The sequence below is a fragment of the Nonomuraea rubra genome, assembly GCF_014207985.1.
Taxonomy (GTDB): domain Bacteria; phylum Actinomycetota; class Actinomycetes; order Streptosporangiales; family Streptosporangiaceae; genus Nonomuraea; species Nonomuraea rubra.
The window spans coordinates 9,621,134-9,636,993 of the sequence record NZ_JACHMI010000001.1 but is presented as its reverse complement, the minus strand read 5'-3'; the positions used below and the strand labels follow the sequence as shown (position 1 = coordinate 9,636,993).

The window sequence follows — 15,860 nt, the reverse complement described above, 5'->3', positions numbered from 1 at the left end:
CGGGATGTGGCCGGGTGGCCCGCGGAAGCAGCATGTCCGGCATGACCTCCTCGAACTCCACACCGGTGCCGCGCGGCTGGATCGTCTGGTCGTTGCGCGTGACGGCGACGGCGCACCTGGCGGGCGTGCTCGCGCAGGCCGCCCTGGCCGGGCTGTTCGTCACCGGCGACGTCGACCTGCTGACCTGGCACCGCAACAACGGCGGCGTCACCCACAGCGTGCTCTACCTGCAGCTCCTGGCGGCCGTCCTGCTGTGGCGGCCCGGCAGGGGAGCGTCGTGGCCCGCGCTGGCCAGCCTGGGGCTGGTGGCGCTGGAGACGGTGCAGGTGGTGCTGGGGCAGTACCGGGCCATCGCGGGGCACTTCCCGCTCGGGATGGCGATCTTCGGCCTGTCGGCCGTCTTCACGGCCTGGACGTGGCTGGCCTTCCGCCGCGAGGGGGCGGCATGAGCGCGAGGGTTTCCAGGCGGGCGTTCCTCGGGCTGCTGGGCGGCGCCGGGCTGGCCGTGGCCGGGTGCGGTGGCGGGCTCGAGAGCGCGGGCGAGTCGCTGGCGAGCGGGGCGCGGCTGCCCGAGCCGTTCACCGTGCCGCTGCCGATCCCCGAGGTGGCCCGGCCCGTGAGTCCAGGCCGGTACGAGGTGACGCAGCGGGTGGCGGCCGTCGAGATCCTGCCCGGGCTGCGTACCGAGGTGTGGGGGTACGGCGGCACCTTTCCCGGGCCCACGTTCGAGCTGCGGCGCGGCACCCCCGCCGTGATCCGCGTGCGCAACGAGCTGCCCGTGCCCACCTCCACCCACCTGCACGGCGGCGTCACCCCGCCCGAGTCGGACGGCTACCCGACCGACCTCGTCGTGCCCGCCGGCCACTCCTCCGCGCACGCCCATCCGGGCGAGGTGCGCCACCAGGTCGTCAAGGACTACCGGTACCCGGTGGAGCAGCGGGCCGCGACGCTCTGGTACCACGACCACCGGATGGACTTCACCGCGCCGCAGGTGTGGCGCGGGCTCGCCGGGATGGTGCTGGTCAGGGACGAGGAGGAGGACGCGCTGCCGCTGCCCAGGGGCGAGCGGGAGCTGCCGCTGATGATCTGCGACCGCGCGTTCGAGGAGGACGGCTCCTTCCGTTACCCGCACACCGCCCACCACGCGGGCGGGCACGGCGGTGGGCACGGCGGGGGGCACGGCGGGGGGCACGGTGGCGGGCACAGCGACGGCTCGTACGGGCTGGCCGACGGCACGCACCGGCTCGACGCCGACTTCATGGAGGGCGTCGAGGGTGACGTGATCCTGGTCAACGGCGCGCCCTGGCCGGTGGCCGAGGTGACGGCCACGCGGCACCGGCTGCGCCTGGTGAACGCCTCCAACGCCCGCAGGTACCGGCTCCGGCTCTCCCCGGGCGGCCGGTTCACGCAGATCGGCAGCGACTCGGGCCTGCTGGCCGCGCCCGTCACGCACGACACGATCACGATGGCCCCCGGCGAACGGTACGACGTCGTCGTGGACTTCTCCGCCTACCCGCCCGGCACCGAGATCACCCTGCTCAACACCCTGGCCGCCGGCCCGGCGGGGAACGTCATGCGCTTCGTCGTCACCCGCAGGGCGCCCGACGACACCGCCGTGCCCGCCACGCTGTCCCGCCCGCCCCGGCGGCCCCGCGCCGTCACCACCCGCACGTTCGACTTCCGCAGGACGGACGACTCCTGGACCATCAACGGCCACCGCTACCGGCCCGGCGAGCCGCTGGCCCGCCCGCGGCTCGGCACCGCCGAGATCTGGCGGCTGACCAGCGACTTCCACCACCCCGTGCACGTGCACCTGGCCCACTTCCAGGTGCTGGCCAGGAACGGCAGGCAACCGGCCGCCACGGACACCGGCTGGAAGGACACCGTGGACGTGCGCCCGTACGAGGTCGTGGACGTGCTGGCCCGCTTCGACGGCTACCGGGGCCGCTACATGCTCCACTGCCACAACCTCGAACACGAGGACATGGCGATGATGGCCGATTTCGAGGTCGTCTGAGGTCTTCCGGCCATCCGAGGTGGAATCATCCGGCAAGATGATCAACCGATAGTCCCCCGGACGGCGGGAGACGGTGGCGAAGGGCTCGGCGGAATGCGCAAGTCGATGACGATCCTCCTGGGAACGGCACTGTCGATCGGAGGGGTCATGGCGAATCCCGCGTACGCGGCCGCCTCCGCCGCCGCCGTCACCCCGGAGCGGGTGTGCGGTTCGGGCTTCGCCCGGGTCGCCAACAGCAAGCAGGCCGTGAGGACCCCCTCGAAACGTACCCTCGGCCACGTCTACCTCCTGTACAACCGCAAGACCGGCTACAACTGCGTCGTCACGATCAAGACCACGAACATCGGCACCCCCACCTTCACCATGGCCACGATCACGACGCAGACGCACGGGACCAACCCCCGCACGGGCGGCGAGAACGAGGGCCGGAGCGTCAAGCACTACCTGGGACCGGTGAAGACCTACGGCAAGGGCCGGTGCGTCAGCTACATGGGGAGAATCAAGGACGCCGGCCGCAACGCCGCCGAAGGCAAGTCGCGCTGGAAGGACTGGGGCAACTGCCGCTGAGCCGGCCGGCTCGATCGGCCGGAGCCGGAGCGAACACCATGACACCTCTCCCCTCCCGCTCGCCGCGGCGAACTACTAAGTTGATCCCATAAGGGGACATTCATCGGATGACCCGTGCCCCCTCGTCTGATGGAGCTAGGAGCAGGAATGCAGATCGTACGGTTCACCAGCCCTCTGACCGGCACCGACGCGGTCGGGGTCGACGACGGTGAGCAGGTGGTGGAGCTGGCCGGGATCACCAGCGTCGGCGAGCTGCTCCGCCTGTCCTCCGATGAGCTGCGGGAGCGCTGCACGTCCGCGGACGGGACGCGGCACCCGTCGGGCTCCGTGCCGCTGCTGCCCCCGGTGGACGGGCGCATGGAGGTGTGGGCGGCCGGCGTGACGTACCGGCGCTCGCGGGAGGCGCGCGTGCTGGAGAGCGAGCGGGCCGCCGACGTGTACGAGCTGGTGTACGAGGCCGAGCGGCCCGAGCTGTTCTTCAAGTCGGTGGCGTGGAAGGTCGCCGGGCACGGCGGGCGCATCGCCGTACGCACGGACTCCGAGATCGACGTGCCCGAGCCGGAGCTCGGCCTGGTGCTGAACGCGTCCGGCGAGATCGTCGGCTACACGGTCGTGGACGACGTCAGCTCGCGCACCATCGAGGGCGTCAACCCGCTCTACCTGCCGCAGGCCAAGATCTACCTGGGCGGTTGCGCGGTCGGGCCGGCGATCAGGCCCGCGTGGGAGGTCGCCGACCCGTACGCGCTGGACATCTCGCTCAGCATCGCCAGGGCGGGCGAGACGGTGTGGGACGGCAAGGCCAGCACCTCCCAGCTCAACCGGCGGCTGGACGACCTGGCCGGCTACCTCTACCGCGCCGACGTCTTCCCCGACGGGGCCGTGCTGGCCACCGGCACGTGCCTGGTGCCGGACCTGCCGTTCACGCTGCACGACGGCGACACGGTCACGATCGGCATCGGCGAGATCGGCACGTTGTCGACCACGGTGGTCAGGGGCGTGCCGGACCTCGGCTGACCGGCGCCCCGATGCCCGCCCCGATGCCCCGCCCCGCTCGGCTGACCGGCGCTCCGATGCCCCCGCCCCGCTCGACGCGGGGCGGGGCGGCGCGGGTCACCAGGGGGAGGGGGCCGGGGGCGGGACGACAGGCGGGCGGTCGTCGCAGGTGATGGTGTTGGGCAGGAGCCAGGGGGCCAGCCAGCCGCCGTCGTTGCCGCCGCGATCCGCGAGCGAGAACTCGGAGCCGGTGGCGGGGAAGCCGAACGACCCGCAGTTGTTGACGCCGACCGCGCCCACGTTGCGGGCGTCGACGTTCTCGAAGGTGGCCGAGCCCTTCACCCGGGCGCTGACCACCGAGGCGCCGGTGCCGTCCACCCGGATGTCCTTGAAGTGCACCCCGTCGATCGCGTACAGGTCCTTCACCGACCACTCGCTGACCAGCATGATCGCGTTGTAGGTGTTGTCGAGGAAGTCGTTGCCCGTCACCCGGATGTCGGCGGAGATGTCCCGCTCCAGCGCGTAGAACCAGAGGGCGCCCAGCCCGATGTTCCAGTTCAGCTCGTACGTGCCGGACCGTACGGTGGTGTTGCCGGTGATGTCCAGCCGCCCCGCGAAGGGTTCTGCGCCGAAGCGGGAGCCGACCTGGAGCGCGCTGCCCTCCCTGATCGGGTCGGCGACGAGGTTGCCGGAGATCGTGTTGTCGGTGCCGCCGTAGACGGCGATGCCGTTGGCCAGTACGGGCGTCTGCACGGTGTTGTGGTCGATCGTGTTGCCCGTGTTGGCGCTCTTCTCCGACCACATGGCCAGGGCGTCGTCACCGGTGTTGCGGATGAAGTTGTTCGACACGCGCGAGCCGGAGACGCCGGTGTGGAAGTTGATGGCGTCGGCGATCTGGTCGACGATGATGTTGTTCGTGATCCGCAGGTTCGCCATCGGGCCGTCGAACCACATGCCGACCTTGGTGTGCCGGATGTGCAGGCCGTCGATGGTGGAGTCGCTCATCGCGCCGCCGATGCCGTTGACCTGGTCGGTGTCGATGCGCTCGCGTACGTCGCCCTCGATCGCGAAGTCCGACAGGTGCACGTCGCGGCTGCCTCCCTCCGAGGCGGGCCGGCCGTAGAAGCCGACGCCCGTGTGCACGGAGCCGTCCGGCGCCGGGGCCGGCAGGGCGACCTCGCGGCCCTTGACGATCGTGTACCAGTTGCCCGCGCCGGTGATCGTCACGTCGTCCACGATGATGTGCCGGTTCACCTGGTACGTCCCCGGCGGGAGGTACACCTTCAGCCCTTTGCGCTTGGCGTACGCGATGGCCTGGTCGATCGCCCGCGCCGAGTCGCGCCGCCCGGTCGGGTCCGCGCCGAACGCCAGCACGTTGGCCGCCCGCGGCTCGATCTTGGGCGGGCCGACGAGCTCGGAGTCGAGCAGGTCGATGACCGTCCACTCCGCCTTGCTGCCCGCCGGGACGGTCAGCCGCACCCGGTCGCCCGCCCGGTACGTGCGGCCGAGGAGCAGGCGCTGCTCGTCGTAGAAGTGGTTCGGGCGGAACGGCTTGGCGATCACCGGCGGGGGCGTGGTCGCGCTGGGCACGCACGCGCACTCGGTGATCCACCAGTCGGGGTGCAGCAGGCCGGCGCCGGGGTCGTTGGAGAACGGGTACTGGTTGTACAGCCAGGCGTACTGCGACGTCAGCGTCATCGTGGTGCGGCGCCCGCCGTTGACGGTGACGTCGAGCGGCGCGGTGATGCCGCCCCCGCCGGGCGCGTCCGGGATGCTGTAGCGCACGGTGATCGCGTTCGCCCTGGCCGGCAGCGTGAACTCGACGTGCTGCCCCGGCGCCAGCCGCACCGCCTTGCGTCCCGACGCTTCGGCGGGCAGCGTGTACGCGGTGCGGTCGGGGCCGATGACCGTGCCGGAGGTGACGGCGTTCTCCGCCTCCTGCTCGGCGAACGCCACGGTGGCGCCCCGGCCCGCGACCAGCGCCGGATCCAGGGCCGCCCGGGTCACCACGGGCGCGGCGGACCCGGCCGATGTCGCGGAGGCCGGCGGGGCCAGGAGGCCGCAGGCCACGGCGGCGGCGAGGAGCGCCGCGGTGAGGGTGGAGCGGGGCATGCGTGCTCGATTCTCTCGGGGGGTGAGGTGAATTTAGGCCGCCCGCACACCGCTCCACAAGGCCCTGTGAACTACTTTCAGTGCTGCCTCAAATTCTTGCGTGGAACACGCAAGTCGCTTGCGGCGTTTGCGGCGACGAGCGACAGCGGCAGCCCGTCGCACGGGTGCACGTCGAAGCCCGCCTCGCCGCGGAACGCCGACCCGCCGATCCACTTCGCGGTGTTCGACGCCACGATCCGCCCCGCCTCGCTGATCACGAACGCGGGCACCGGCACCTCGCGCAGCACCGGCACGACCGCCTCTTCGAACCGCCGCACGAACACGTCGGCCGCCGCCACCCCGACGAACGCGCCCCCGGCCGTCACCGGCACCGACAGCGTGAGGCTGTACTCGTCGGTGCACAGGTAGTCCACGTACGGGCCGCAGATCGTCCGCGTGGCCCCCGCGCTCGGCCCCGCGTACCACTCCCAGTGCGTGTAGTCGTAGAACGCGCTGCTGGCCGGGTCGAGGTTGCGCAGGAGCTGCACCGGCCGGCCCGAGGAGTCGTCCTGCCACCACTCCAGGTACCACGGCGCGTCCGCCAGCAGCCCCGGCGCGGCGATGAACCCGATGCCCGCGACGAGCCCGCCGAGGTGGCGGAAGAGCGCCGGCCGCAGCGCCGCCAGGTCACCCTTGGCCAGGGGGTGCCGCGTCCTGGCGAGCTCGGCCGTGCGGTCGCGGACCTCGTCCAGGGCGGTGAACACGCCCTGCGCCGTCTCGCCGACGCGGGAGACGGCCCGCTCGACGCGGGCGGCCGTGGTGGTGGGGGTCGAGGGCTGGGGCATCGCGCGCTACCTCCGTGCCTGTGGTCGCGCCCGCCACGGCCGCCGCGCCTGCCGGGCCGTGGCGCGGTCAGGCGTCCGCCAGCCGCAACCGCAGCTCGATCAGCCGTTCGATCGCGTCGAGCACATGCTGTTCGGCCAGGTCGCGGGCCTGGCCGGGGTCTCCGCGGCGGATGGCCTCGGCGATGGCGCGATGCTGGGCCGTGGCCTCATCGTGCCCGCCGGGCTCGTCGTACGGAAGCCAGAGCAACGGCCCGATGTCGGCCTGTAACCGGATCTCCTCCTGAGTGAGTCGTGCCGACTGCGACGCCGCCGCGCTCATCGTGGCCTCCGTGGTGCCGATCTACCTCGCCCAGCGGCTGTCGTCCGACGTCGGCGCGCACTGACCCCTCTCAGGCGGGGCCGGCGACCTGCGCGGCCTGCTCGCGCAGCCGCCTGGCGCGGCGGCGCAGGCTCTCGGCGGTGGCCAGGCAGTCGTCCTCCAGGTCGTCCAGCTCCCTGCGCAGCCTGAGTACCTGGGTGATGAACCGCTGCGCGGCCGGGCCCCGCCAGAAGGGCTCGTAGTCGCCCGGGCGGGACGGGAGGTCCTCCAGCGCCTCCGGCAGCGCCCTGGCGTAGCGCAGGAACGTGACGGCGAGCGCCTCCTTGTCGGCGGCCTCGCGGAGCAGCTGGTCCTTGGTCGGCATCGTCAGCCGCCGCCGAGGCTCCGGACGTTCGCCCACGCCCGCTCCCGCAGCCCGTCGGCGCCGGCACCCGGCTTGAGCGCCTCGTCCAGCGCGGCCGGCAGGGCGGGGTCGCCGGTGGCCAGCAGCGTTCCGGTCTCGCGCGGGTGCTCGGCCAGGAACTGCTGGAACGCCAGCGGGTTGGCGGCGTAGGCGGTGATGAGGCCGTGCAGTTCCGTGCCGGGCTCGGGGCGGTCGAGCAGGGCGAGCGCGACCCGGTGGAGTACGGCGCCGGACTGCCCGGCGAGCGACACCAGCGCGCTGAGTGCCTGCGGTGAAGCGCTCTCCGCCACCGCCTGCCACTCGTCCCCGAGCCGCCCCGTCCGCTCCGCACTGGCAAAGGCCCTCGCCAGCAACGCGGCGCCTGGGCTTTGCGTCGCCTCGGGGGTGGCGCTGTGCGTGTCGGCGGCGCCTTGTGGCGTGCCGGTGGGTGCTTCGCTCGCGTCCTGGGGCGTGTCCGGCGGAAGGGTGGGGTGGTCGTTCGTGGTGGTCAGGGCGTGCAGGGCGTGGACGAAGGCGTCCGGTCCGAGCGCCGCCAGCAGGGCCGCCGCGTACGCGGGGTCGCCGGCCTTGCCGGCCGTGGCGGCGACGGCCTGAGCCACCTGGGTGGCGGCCGGGCCGGACGAGGAAGGGGCGTCGAGGGCCCCACGGATGGCGGCGGCCGCCTGCTCGGCCTCGTGCCGGGCCTCGGACTCGGCGGAGAACGGGAAGGTGGCCGTGAGCAGGCCGCGCTCGCGCACCGGCACGAGCTGTTCCACGGTGTCGATGCGCCACTTGAGGTCATGCTGGGCCTCGTGGAGGAACGCCCACGCGCGATGCAGGGCCGTGCTGCCCTGGCGGCCGGCCCAGTCCTGGCCCGCTTCGGCGATCGCCGCGTCGAGCCCGGGCCGCGTCCTGCCCAGGAACGCCTTCACCGCCTCCATCCGGCGGATCAGGTCATGCGCACCGCGGGGGTCGATCCCCACCAACTCCCCCATGAACCCTCCCAGAGGTCGCCAGGCGGGAGTCAAGCACACTCGGCGTACCGGAGGGGACACGTTTCGCAGAACGGGAATCGCCCCCGATGGCGGAGAAGCCACCGGGGGCGTGCATCAGTCGCGATAAGTCCGTACGTAGTCGAACTCGGCGACCGTCCCCGTCCGGTTCATCGAGACGAGGCCGATCTTGAGCTTGTTCTTCGCGGGCAGCGTCCAGACCCCGTTGTGCACCCAGCGCTCACCGTCCCGGCTGGTCGCCGCGCGCACCTCGTTCTCGTGGTTGGCCGCGTCGTAGTGGTACGACAGCCGCAACCACATCGTCTCCGCCGCGGGCCCGCCGAACATCGGCCCGTTGGCCACCGCGATCGGCGGCTTGGTCGTCGGCCGCTCGCCCTCCTTGCCGAACTCGCTCATCTGCAGCACGGCCCCGTTGCCCCGCTGCAGCGGCAGCGCGGAGTGGGCCATCTTGAAGTAGCGGTCGTCGTTCTCGTACAGCAGCAGCCCGGCCTGCTGGGCGGCGACCGCCGGCGCGAACCTGAGCTTCGTCTCGACCGTGTAGTCGCCCTCGGGCGCCTCCCGCCACAGCACCGACGCCGTGTTGTTGGCCAGGTGCAGCTCGGCGTTCTGGGTCGGCCACGACAGCTTCCCGCCCGAGACGGCCGCCCCGGCGGCGGGGCCGCGCACCCACTGCCACGCCGGGCCCACGGCCGTGCCGTCGAACTCGTCGCTGAACTCCGGCAGCAGCTCGCCCGGCCGCGGCTCGGGGACCCGCTGGGTGACCGGCGTGTGGAGCTCGGCGGCGCCCGCGTTGTCGGCGTCCGCCCGCCCCCGCGCCACGACCCCGGCGGAACCGGGCCTGGCGGCGGCGCGCGGCAGCGTGAGGCGCTGCTCCGCCACGGGGTCGCCGAGCTTGTCGGCGGAGACCTGTACGCTCAGCGCGGTGCCGCGCAGCTCGGCCACCACGGTGTGCCAGGTGCCGAAGTCGAACCCGGCGGGCAGCGGGGTCACCGACCCGCCGCGGCTCCTGCCGCCGATCACCACGTCGGTGACCAGCGCTCCGCGGTCCTTGTCCAGCCAGGCGGCCACGTGGTTGTTGCGGTTGACGTAGGCGAGCGTGAGCCCCGCCGCGCCGGCCGCGACCCGCAGGTCGGCCTGGGCCCGCACGCTCGCCGTGGCGGTCTTGCCGGCCGTGACGAGGTGGCCGTCGCCCGACGCGTAGCCGTGGGCGTCCGGCTCCGTCCTCGCCGCCCAGGAGCCGCTCGTGACGCGCCAGCCGGCCAGGGAGCCCTCGCCGAACGTGCCGCCCACCTCGTACGACGTCACCGGCGCCGGCTGCTCGCCCTCGGACGGCCCGGCCCCGGCGCGGACCACCGGCCAGCCGTCGATCCAGTCCAGCCGGTCGATCAGCATCGGCCGCTTGCTCAGCGCCGTCAGCCGCCCGCCGCCCACCGGCGGGAAGTCCGGGTCGGCGGTCGAGATCGCGTGGTAGACGAGCCAGTCCTGGCCCGCCAGGTCGGTCTGGAAGCCGCTGTGGCCGGGCCCGGCCCACGTGTTGCCGTTGGAACCGGCGACGATGGCGCCCTTGCTGGTCAGCGCCATCAGGTCCACGCCCTCGTCGTCCGTGAACGGGCCGAGCGGGCTGGTGGAGCGGCCGGCCTTGACCTGGTAGCCGCTGAAGGCGCCGTCGCAGCAGCCGGCGTCGGAGTAGAACAGGTAGTAGTGGCCGTCGCGGCGGACGACGTAGCCGCCCTCCATCCGGCGGCCCCTGGCGATCTGGGTGGCGGTGCCCTCGACGAGCGTGGCGTCGGCGTTCATCCGGGCCACGCAGATGACGTCGTAGCTGCCCCAGTACATGTAGTGGGTGCCGTCGACGTCGGTGAACTGCGCCTGGTCGATGTGCCCGGTCGGGCAGCTCGCCTGGGTGGCGGCCGGCAGCACGTCACCGCGGTCGGTCCACGGGCCCGTCGGCGTCGGGGCGGTGGCCAGGCCGAGGTCGCCGCTGGCCAGCGAGTAGTACAGGTAGTAACGGCCGCCGATGTACCTGATGTCCGGAGCCCACAGGCGGGAGTCCCTGTGCCAGGCGGGCTTGGTCTCCGGGGTGAACACCTCGCCGGCGTACTCCCAGGTCACCATGTCCGCCGAGCGCATGATCGGCAGGATGCGCTCGCCGTCCTCGCCCTTGCTGTTGAAGACGGGGTTCTGGGTGCCGTAGGCGTACCAGAGGCCGTCCTTGGCGTGGATCATCGTCGGGTCGGGGAAGGTGTCGACGACCCCGGCCGAGACGGGGTTGGAGTAGGTGGGGGCCGCCTGCGCGGCGGCGGGAAGGGGGGTGATCAGCCCCGCCGCCAGAGCGGCGAGGCCGAGGAGTTTGCGCATCAACCAGTGGTCTCTTTCTCGAAAGAGCTCAGGGTGGGGTCGTAGTCGAGGGCGCCGATGTCGTACATCGGGGTCATCCAGTGGTAGAAGTTGTCGCCGCGATCGCGCAGCAGGTCGTACAGCCTGCGCATCAGGCGGCGGCGGACGGGCGCCAGCTCCGGATGGGTGTACCGGTTGCTCAGCTCATGCGGGTCGGCGTGCAGGTCGTACAGCTCGTTGACCGACTCCGGGTTGACGACCAGCTTGTAGCGGTCGTCGCGGATCATGCGCTGCGGGTAGGGGAAGTGGTGGCCGTGGAACTCCGCGAGCAGCTCGCCCGGCCATTCGGGGTGCTCGCCGCGCACCAGCGGCACCAGGCTGCGGCTGTCCACCGCCGGCTTCGGGTCGCAGCCCGCCAGCTCCAGGATCGTCGCCGTGCAGTCGGTGAGCGTCACGAACTCGTTCCTGACCTGCGGCGGCGCGCCGGGGATCCGGACGAGCCCGCAGATGCGGTAGATGTCCTCGTACATCGCCGGGCCCTTGTCGTGCAGCCGGTGGGCGCCGGTGAACTCGCCGTGGTCGGAGGTGAAGAACACCGACGTCCGGTCCGACAGGCCCAGCTCGTCCATGCGGTCGAGGATGCGGCCGATCTGCTGGTCGATCAGCGTGACGTAACCCCAGTAGACCGCGATCAGCTTGCGCGTGACCTCGATCGGGATCGTGTCGAACGTCCAGTGCTCGCTGTAGTTGCGCTGCACCGGCGGCTTGCCCTCGAACGTCTCGGCGATCGACGGCGGCAGCTCGACCAGGCTCGGGTCGTACATGTCGAAGTACTCGTCAGGCAGCAGGTACGGCAGGTGCGGCCCGAAGAAGTGCGTCGCCAGGAAGAACGGCTTCCCCTCGGCGGCGTACCGCTCCAGGTGCTCGATCGCCCTGGTCGCCAGGTAGTGCTCGAACGTGGCCTCCACCGGCTGGTGCAGCCGCGCCGCGAGCAGGTTGCCCTGGTTGCCGTTCGGCGTGGTGCCCCTGATCAGATCGGAGATCTGGTACGGCGGCAGCCCCCGCTCCTCCAGGTACGCCAGGTAGTCCGGGTGGTCCACCGGGTTGTGCCAGCCGGGCAGGTCGGGCCCGTCGAAGCCGTACGAGGCGGCGTTGCGGCTGGTCCCGCCGTGCCACTTGCCGATCAGCCCGAGGTTGTAGCCGCGCTCCTTCAGCGCCTCGGGGAAGGTGAACGCGTCCTCTCGCAGGTCCTCCAGGTAGCCGACGTTGCGCTCGTAGTTCGCCAGCAGCCGGTGCCTGAACGGGGCCTGCCCGGTGAGCAGACTGGCCCGCGCGGGCGTGCAGATGGCCGTAGGCGTGTAGAACCGGTCGAACCGCGTGCCGGTGGCTGCCAGCCTGTCCAGGTTGGGCGTGGCCACGTGCGGGTTGCCGTAGCAGCCCAGGGTGTCGACGCGGTGCTGGTCGGTCATCAGGAACAGCAGGTTCACTTGGTGAAGGCCTTCGTGTAGAGGTCGCCGGTGTAGTACGTGGCCGGGTCGGTCTTGGACTTGAGCTGGCCCGTGCCGACGAAGAAGTCGCCCAGGCTGTTCAGCCACTTGGCCACGGTGCCGTCCTTGGTCTTGTTGACCAGGTCCTCGGTGGTCATCACCTTGACGTTGGCCGCGTCTGCCTTGACCTTGGCCGCATCCAGCTTGAGCAGCGCCGCCGCCTCCGTGATCGACTCCTCGTAGTGCGCGGCCCGCCAGTCGTTGGCCTCCTGCAGCACCTTGATCACCTTGTTGGTGAGCTCCTCGTTCACCTGCGTGCCGCCCACGAAGGCGGTCGGGAACGAGCTGTCCGGCCACTCCTTGGTGCTGGCCAGCTCGACCAGGTCCGGCACCTTCTGCTTGATGTTGTCGATCAGCGGGTACCAGATGCCGGCCCCGTCGATCTGGCCGGAGACGAAGGCCGAGACGACCGTGGCCGGGTCCATGGGCACCTTCTGGATGTCCTTGACCGTCATGCCGGCCTTCTGCAGGGCCAGGTTGAGCACCATGTCGCCGGAGGTGCCCTCGGGCACGCCGACCTTCTTGCCCTTGAGGTCCGCGATCGACCTCACGCCCGGCCGTCCGATGACGCGGTCGGCGTACGCGAGCGTGTTGATCGCGACGACCTTGGCCTTGCCGGTGGCGGGCAGCCACATGGCGCCGGGGCCGATGTAGCCGAAGTCGAGGTCGCCGGCGCCGAGCGCCTGGATCTGGAGCGGGCCGTTGGTGAAGACCTTGATCTCGGGGGTGAGACCCTGCTTCTCCCACAGGCCCTGCTTCTCGGCGATGGCGAGCAGGCTCGCGCCGTTGTAGTCGCTGATGTAGCCGAACCGGACCGTGGAGCCGTCGTCGGAGCAGGCGGTCACGGAGAGTGCGAGCAGGCTCACCGCCGTGGCGGCCGTCAGGGCGCGGCGAAGAGAACGCATGGCGGATCAGTCCTTTCCGGGGGGTTGGTTGCTAGGCCGCGGGTACGGCCGGAGCCTGGTGGTAGACGGCGTGCCAGACCTCGTTGCGGATGCGCCCGAACTCGGGCGACAGCCGCATCTCCTCGGTCCTCGGGTACGGCAGGTCCACGTCGATGATCTTGTGGAGGCGGCCGGGCCTGGCGGCCATCACGATCACGCGCCTGGCGAGGTAGACGGCCTCGTCCACGTCGTGCGTGATGAACATGACCGTGCGCTGGTCCTTGCTCCACGTGTCGAGGAGCTGGTCCTGGAGCTGGACCCGGGTCAGCGCGTCGAGCGCGCCGAACGGCTCGTCCATGAGCAGGACCTGCGGGTCGACCGCGTACGCGCGGGCGATGGCGCAGCGCTGCTTCATGCCGCCGGAGAGCATCTTGGGCAGCGCGTCGGCGAAGTCGGACAGGCCGACCAGCTCGATCGCCCGCTGGGCCCGCTGCCTGCGCTCCTCGGCGGGCAGCTCCATGAGCTTGAGCCCGAACTCGACGTTCTTGCGCACGGTCAGCCAGGGGAACAGCGCGTACTGCTGGAAGATCACGCCGCGGTCGGGGCCGGGGCCGCTGACCGGCGCGCCGTCCACCAGGACCTCGCCCGAGGTGGGCTCGACCAGGCCGGCGGCCATGCTCATCAGCGTGCTCTTGCCGCAGCCCGAGGGGCCCACGACGGTGACGAACTCGCGGTCGGCGATGTCCAGCGACACGTGGTCCAGGGCGGTGAAGGTGTCGTCCTTCATCGGGTAGGTCTTGACGATGTCCCTGAACGAGATCTTGGCGTTCATCGGCGCTCCTGCCAGTTGGTGAGGCGGCGCTCGGCGAGCAGCAGCAGGCGGTCCATCAGCAGGCCGAGCACGCCGATGGCGATCAGGCCCACGAAGATCGTGGACAGGTCGTAGTAGAGCTGGGCCTGCTGCATCCGGAAGCCCAGGCCCTCCTGGGCGGCGATCAGCTCGGCGGCGACCAGCGTGCCCCAGGCCGAGCCGAGCCCGACCCGCATGCCGACCAGGATGAACGGCGTCGAGGCCGGCACGACGACCTTGAGGAAGATGGTGCCGTCGGACGCGCCGAGCACGCGGGCGGCGTTGATCAGGGTCTTGTCCACGTCCACGACGCCCTGGAACGTCGAGACGACGCTGGACAGGAACGCCGCCAGGAAGATCACGAAGACCTTCGGCACCTCACCGATGCCCATGAGCACGATGGCCAGCGGGATGATGGCCAGCGGCGGGATCGTGCGGAAGAACTGCACGTACGGCTCCAGCAGGCCGCGCGCGGTGGCGTACCAGCCCATCAGGAAGCCGACCGGGATGGCCAGCAGCGTGCCGAGCAGGAAGCCGAGGAGCACCCTGCGCAGGCTGGCCAGCGCGTCGGTGAACAGGGTGCCGTCGGCGATCAGCTCGCCCGCCTTGGCGGCCACCTCGAGCGGGCCCGGCAGGCCCTGCACGCCGAGGGTGGCCAGCAACGTCCACACGACCAGGCCGATGACGACGGCGACCAGGTTGAGAGCGATGGCGCGCTGCGAGCGCCTGGGGGCGCGCCGGGCGGGCTGCGCCGCCGGCGACTTGCCCAGCGCGGTGAGCTCGGTCATCGAGACTCCTTGTCGGGGATCGGGTCCTCCGCGAGATCCGGGCCGCCCGGATAGCGGGAAAGCAGGGGGGATTCGTGCAGCACCAGGGCGATGCCGCCGAGGGCGCCCGCGACCTCGCCGAGCGTGGCGCGGCGCAGGCTCACCCGGTGCCGGGAGACCGGCATGACGTGGTCGTGCAGGGCCCGCTCGACCGGCTCGACCAGCGCGGCGCCGGTCTCGGCCAGCTCGCCGCCGATCACGATCACGCTCGGGCCGATGGCGTTGCACAGGGCCGCCAGCACCTCGCCGATCCTGGCGCCGACGCCGCTCAGCAGGGTGAGCGCGGCCTGGTCGCCCGCCCGGACGGCCTTGACCAGCTCCGGTACGTCCGCGGCCCGGCCGCCCGCGGCGCGGAAGGCGTCCAGCACGGCTCTTATCGAGGCGACGGTCTCCAGGCAGCCGGTGCCGCCGCAGTCGCAGGGGGCGCCGCCCGGCTCGACCGTGATGTGGCCGAACTCGCCGGACAGCCCGTACGCGCCGCGGTGCAGCGACCCGCCGACCACCAGCCCGCCGCCGACACCGTGGGACAGGCGCAGGTACAGCACGTCCTGCCCGCCGGCGGCGGCGCCCCAGATGGCCTCGCCCAGCGCGGCCAGGCGGGTGTTGTTGTCCAGCAGCACGGGGACGCCGAACCGCTCGCGCAGCAGCACCTGCGCGGGGTGCGGCACGGTCGGGTCCTCCTCCGCCGCCTGCGACCCCACGACACCGACCACGCCGACGCCGATCGCGTCGAGGGCGCCCAGCCGCAGCGCGCCGGCGCCGCTGCCGGTGAGCGAGCCGACGAGCCGCGCGGCCAGCTCGACCCGCTCCTCCCACGGCAGGTCGGCGTCGTGCGGCTCGCTGGCCGAGCCGACGACCTCGTGCGCCAGGTTGACGGCCGCGACGTGCAGCGCGCGGCGGGCGAAGTCGATGCCGATGGCCTGGCCGGCGTCGGGGTTGAGGGTCAGCGTCTCGGCCGGCCTGCCGCGGCCGCGCGGCGCCTCCTGGGAGGTGGCGGTGACCACGGCGCCGGAGGCGACGAGCTCGGCGAGGATGTCGTAGAGGGTCGTACGGGACAACCCGCAACGCTTGCCCAGCTCGCCCCGGCTGAGCGGGCCGTGCTTGCGCAGCAGGCCCAGCACGAGCTCTTCGTGCCCGCGCCGGAGTTGTGACAGGGGGCCACGGGGTTGTGACATGACGCAGAGTCTG

General features: G+C 72.0%; 15 protein-coding genes. 4 read left to right on the top strand and 11 right to left on the bottom strand.

The genetic code is table 11. The features are described from left to right. Positions 1–41 precede the first annotated feature (41 nt). From HD593_RS43865 to HD593_RS43850, 4 genes are all read left to right on the top strand, one after another. Entirely contained in the window at positions 42–449 is a 408-nt protein-coding gene (locus HD593_RS43865) for a hypothetical protein (protein WP_246547035.1), read from the top strand. Continuing rightward, entirely contained in the window at positions 446–2,017 is a 1,572-nt protein-coding gene (locus HD593_RS43860) for a multicopper oxidase family protein (protein ID WP_185108649.1), read from the top strand. Before HD593_RS43865 ends, HD593_RS43860 begins: the two co-directional genes overlap by 4 nt. A gap of 147 nt (positions 2,018–2,164) precedes the next feature. Continuing rightward, complete coding sequence (locus HD593_RS43855) at positions 2,165–2,584, top strand: hypothetical protein (protein WP_185108647.1); 420 nt, start codon at positions 2,165–2,167, stop codon at positions 2,582–2,584. Between the two features lie 147 nt (positions 2,585–2,731). Continuing rightward, positions 2,732–3,598 (top strand): fumarylacetoacetate hydrolase family protein, encoded by an 867-nt coding sequence (locus tag HD593_RS43850; protein WP_185108645.1) that lies wholly within the window; start codon positions 2,732–2,734, stop codon positions 3,596–3,598. A 96-nt stretch (positions 3,599–3,694) separates the two neighbouring features. On the opposite strand, the gene HD593_RS43845 is transcribed toward HD593_RS43850, so the two are convergent. From HD593_RS43845 to HD593_RS43795, 11 genes are all read right to left on the bottom strand, one after another. Then, positions 3,695–5,689, bottom strand: coding sequence for a glycosyl hydrolase family 28-related protein (locus HD593_RS43845; protein WP_185108643.1), 1,995 nt, complete (start codon positions 5,687–5,689; stop codon positions 3,695–3,697). Positions 5,690–5,766: 77 nt separating this feature from the next. Next, positions 5,767–6,513, bottom strand: coding sequence for a cache domain-containing protein (locus HD593_RS43840; protein WP_185108641.1), 747 nt, complete (start codon positions 6,511–6,513; stop codon positions 5,767–5,769). 67 nt (positions 6,514–6,580) lie between these two features. Then, positions 6,581–6,832, bottom strand: coding sequence for an FCD domain-containing protein (locus HD593_RS43835; protein WP_185108639.1), 252 nt, complete (start codon positions 6,830–6,832; stop codon positions 6,581–6,583). Positions 6,833–6,902: 70 nt separating this feature from the next. Next, complete coding sequence (locus HD593_RS43830; protein WP_185108637.1) at positions 6,903–7,232, bottom strand: hypothetical protein; 330 nt, start codon at positions 7,230–7,232, stop codon at positions 6,903–6,905. Further along, positions 7,199–8,209, bottom strand: a complete 1,011-nt coding sequence (locus HD593_RS43825) for a hypothetical protein (protein WP_185108635.1) — start codon at positions 8,207–8,209, stop codon at positions 7,199–7,201. The genes HD593_RS43830 and HD593_RS43825 overlap by 34 nt, the downstream gene beginning before the upstream one ends. A gap of 114 nt (positions 8,210–8,323) precedes the next feature. After that, positions 8,324–10,585: a family 43 glycosylhydrolase gene (locus HD593_RS43820; protein ID WP_185108633.1), complete on the bottom strand. Its 2,262-nt coding sequence runs from the start codon at positions 10,583–10,585 to the stop codon at positions 8,324–8,326. Beyond that, positions 10,585–12,051: a sulfatase family protein gene (locus tag HD593_RS43815; RefSeq protein WP_185108631.1), complete on the bottom strand. Its 1,467-nt coding sequence runs from the start codon at positions 12,049–12,051 to the stop codon at positions 10,585–10,587. The genes HD593_RS43820 and HD593_RS43815 overlap by 1 nt, the downstream gene beginning before the upstream one ends. Beyond that, complete coding sequence (locus tag HD593_RS43810) at positions 12,048–13,016, bottom strand: aliphatic sulfonate ABC transporter substrate-binding protein (protein ID WP_185108629.1); 969 nt, start codon at positions 13,014–13,016, stop codon at positions 12,048–12,050. Before HD593_RS43810 ends, HD593_RS43815 begins: the two co-directional genes overlap by 4 nt. A 31-nt stretch (positions 13,017–13,047) precedes the next feature. Further along, complete coding sequence (locus HD593_RS43805; RefSeq protein WP_185108627.1) at positions 13,048–13,827, bottom strand: ABC transporter ATP-binding protein; 780 nt, start codon at positions 13,825–13,827, stop codon at positions 13,048–13,050. After that, entirely contained in the window at positions 13,824–14,633 is an 810-nt protein-coding gene (locus HD593_RS43800) for an ABC transporter permease (protein WP_185108625.1), read from the bottom strand. The genes HD593_RS43805 and HD593_RS43800 overlap by 4 nt, the downstream gene beginning before the upstream one ends. Beyond that, positions 14,630–15,847: an ROK family transcriptional regulator gene (locus HD593_RS43795; RefSeq protein WP_185108623.1), complete on the bottom strand. Its 1,218-nt coding sequence runs from the start codon at positions 15,845–15,847 to the stop codon at positions 14,630–14,632. The genes HD593_RS43800 and HD593_RS43795 overlap by 4 nt, the downstream gene beginning before the upstream one ends. Between the last annotated feature and the right edge of the window lie 13 nt (positions 15,848–15,860).

Bases quoted from the DNA above. Each gene is read 5' to 3' on its own strand.
- HD593_RS43835 (WP_185108639.1), bottom strand. From the start codon at position 6,832: ATGAGCGCGGCGGCGTCGCAGTCGGCACGACTCACTCAGGAGGAGATC.
- HD593_RS43855 (WP_185108647.1), top strand. From the start codon at position 2,165: ATGGCGAATCCCGCGTACGCGGCCGCCTCCGCCGCCGCCGTCACCCCG.
- HD593_RS43845 (WP_185108643.1), bottom strand. From the start codon at position 5,689: ATGCCCCGCTCCACCCTCACCGCGGCGCTCCTCGCCGCCGCCGTGGCC.
- HD593_RS43860 (WP_185108649.1), top strand. From the start codon at position 446: ATGAGCGCGAGGGTTTCCAGGCGGGCGTTCCTCGGGCTGCTGGGCGGC.
- HD593_RS43810 (WP_185108629.1), bottom strand. From the start codon at position 13,016: ATGCGTTCTCTTCGCCGCGCCCTGACGGCCGCCACGGCGGTGAGCCTG.
- HD593_RS43820 (WP_185108633.1), bottom strand. From the start codon at position 10,585: ATGCGCAAACTCCTCGGCCTCGCCGCTCTGGCGGCGGGGCTGATCACC.
- HD593_RS43850 (WP_185108645.1), top strand. From the start codon at position 2,732: ATGCAGATCGTACGGTTCACCAGCCCTCTGACCGGCACCGACGCGGTC.
- HD593_RS43795 (WP_185108623.1), bottom strand. From the start codon at position 15,847: ATGTCACAACCCCGTGGCCCCCTGTCACAACTCCGGCGCGGGCACGAA.
- HD593_RS43805 (WP_185108627.1), bottom strand. From the start codon at position 13,827: ATGAACGCCAAGATCTCGTTCAGGGACATCGTCAAGACCTACCCGATG.
- HD593_RS43800 (WP_185108625.1), bottom strand. From the start codon at position 14,633: ATGACCGAGCTCACCGCGCTGGGCAAGTCGCCGGCGGCGCAGCCCGCC.
- HD593_RS43840 (WP_185108641.1), bottom strand. From the start codon at position 6,513: ATGCCCCAGCCCTCGACCCCCACCACCACGGCCGCCCGCGTCGAGCGG.
- HD593_RS43825 (WP_185108635.1), bottom strand. From the start codon at position 8,209: ATGGGGGAGTTGGTGGGGATCGACCCCCGCGGTGCGCATGACCTGATC.
- HD593_RS43865 (WP_246547035.1), top strand. From the start codon at position 42: ATGACCTCCTCGAACTCCACACCGGTGCCGCGCGGCTGGATCGTCTGG.